A 1974-nucleotide genomic window follows, 5' to 3' on the forward strand; every position below is an offset into this window, starting at 1 on the left:
ACATTTTCAGATCTGTTTTAATTTTTATTAGTAAATAAGATGCGGCCGCCCTGGGGGGTTCTTCGATTAAGTCATCTAAAGAAAGCTGCATGGTTGTCCGGACTAACCCAGCAAAGATATCAGTACTGATAACTGGCCCCTCCGTATCATTCTGAGCGCGCACGTCTTGCAAAAGAATTTCCGCCCGAGAAAAAAGGATATCGGCAATTTGATTGAACGCTATCGCTGCGGTTGACAATTGTGTTTCTATTGGTAAATCCTCTAACTCTGCGTCTAAGCACTCCCAAACCGGAGCTAGCGAACAAGTGGGTGGAGCTTCTGAAATTTCATCCAAGATATCCCAGATTGTTAACTGACGATACGTGGTCATGATTCAGGATGCAATGGACAGGGACGCACTGGGCAATGCGTTGGGCTAACTTCAAACATATCCTTTCCTTATATTGATATAGTGAAACATTGTATTCTTTAGCAAACGCCTGTAATACCTTATCTGTATAGGCGCGTATCTTGCCCGCCGTTAGCCCAAAGCAGTGAATTGGCTCTAAACGACAAATCGGCTTTTGCCCCAGCCATAACTCTGCACTCAAGGCGTGTAAAGGTTTATCTCCCGGTTCCTTATATAGATAAAGTACTGCAAAATAGTTAGCTGGTGGGTCAACGGCGATCGCCTCAATGTGCCCAGAATCATCTTTACTTTTGTTGCGGTAGAACGAACGGCGATTGTGACAAACCTTGGCATTCCAGCAGCCATCACCTTCTGGCCCATGAAGTACCTTAGCCTTAGCTGGGGGTAGCTTGGCGCATAGCTGGCATTTGGGATCAAGTGGCTTGGGCATTCCTCACTCCGCTTTGTCTTCCCCTATCGCACGATAGTAAGCAGCGATCGCCGCCTCTTGTTCACTCCGCAAAGTATAGCGCCGGAAAGCTTTTTCACTTTGATGCCCCGTCAGTTTCCTGGCATGGCTAGGGTCAACGCCTAGTAGTAATAGCTCAGTGGCGTATGTATGCCGAAATTGGTGCGGGTGTAAATCCTCGATGCCAGCTAGTTCACCGATTTTTTCTACAGCAAAGTACACCCCGTGATAACTCAAGCGATCGCCCTTGTATGAGGCGTGATGTGAAATCATCAACGGCGTGAGGCTATTGAGTTCTTCACCCTGTTCGCTGCGCCATCGCAAATATTCTTCTAACACGTCACGGCTTTCTTTCCGCAATGGTACTAAGCGCGGTTCATTCGTTTTGGTATCCGGCAAGAACAGCAGCTTGCCATCGAATGACCCAACATTTAACTCGACAATTTCCCCGGCGCGGAGTCCATGACTGAGTATGTGGACGAGCGCTGTATCTCGTTGTTTTGTTTCTCCCAACAATTGTAAAGCTGACCAGAATAATATAGTATCTCTCTCGGCTTCGTTTCTGAAAATTCCTGGAAATAGTTTCACGCACCTAAAATTTTTCAAATGTACCGCTAATCCGCATAAGGATTGCCAAATTTTTTACCTGGGTGTAATTAAAACCTTTGAGTGAGGCTTTAAGAGCCTGTAAAGAAATAACTTTTACAATTTTTTCTCTAGAACACTTATTAAAAAAGCATTTCTAACTAAAAAGAAGGAAGGTGGTTATTTGACAAGCTCTAAGAATATCGATCGCGTTTAAAGGTTGACTAACTATTGCATTTTACTCGAATAACTAAACGTCATCGACTAAAACTAATGACATCCATTCTTGCTTGATCTAGCACTGAATTTGACACATCTAATAGGTTCAGTTTGCTATTTACCATTGCTGTGTAAGGCGATACTACCTCAAACAATACCTTTCCAGAAGGAGCAATTATCATCGTTGGACATTTCTGATCTGGTGCAGAGTTGTTAGCTCCTAGAATGAATCGCTGTGTCTCAGCAGCACGGCTTACGAGCATTGGTGATAGGTTAAGATAAAGCGTATTTTGTCAATCAGTTAAAATACTCA

1 protein-coding gene and 3 pseudogenes are annotated in these 1974 nt (G+C 44.0%); all 4 read right to left on the reverse strand.

Features of this window, described 5'->3' with window-relative positions:
* A pseudogene (locus tag ACM0OY_RS40195) lies at positions 1-370 on the reverse strand (hypothetical protein); the annotation flags it as partial.
* Positions 367-839: pseudogene (locus ACM0OY_RS40200) on the reverse strand (hypothetical protein). The pseudogenes ACM0OY_RS40195 and ACM0OY_RS40200, both read right to left, overlap by 4 nt.
* 3 nt (positions 840-842) lie before the next feature.
* Positions 843-1388: pseudogene (locus ACM0OY_RS40205) on the reverse strand (site-specific integrase); the annotation flags it as partial.
* 311 nt (positions 1389-1699) lie between these two features.
* Positions 1700-1924: a hypothetical protein gene (locus ACM0OY_RS40210; protein ID WP_414574270.1), complete on the reverse strand. Its 225-nt coding sequence runs from the start codon at positions 1922-1924 to the stop codon at positions 1700-1702.
* Positions 1925-1974: the final 50 nt, after the last annotated feature.

It is taken from the genome of Nostoc sp. CCY 9925, from assembly GCF_963920935.1.
Classification (GTDB): domain Bacteria; phylum Cyanobacteriota; class Cyanobacteriia; order Cyanobacteriales; family Nostocaceae; genus Nostoc.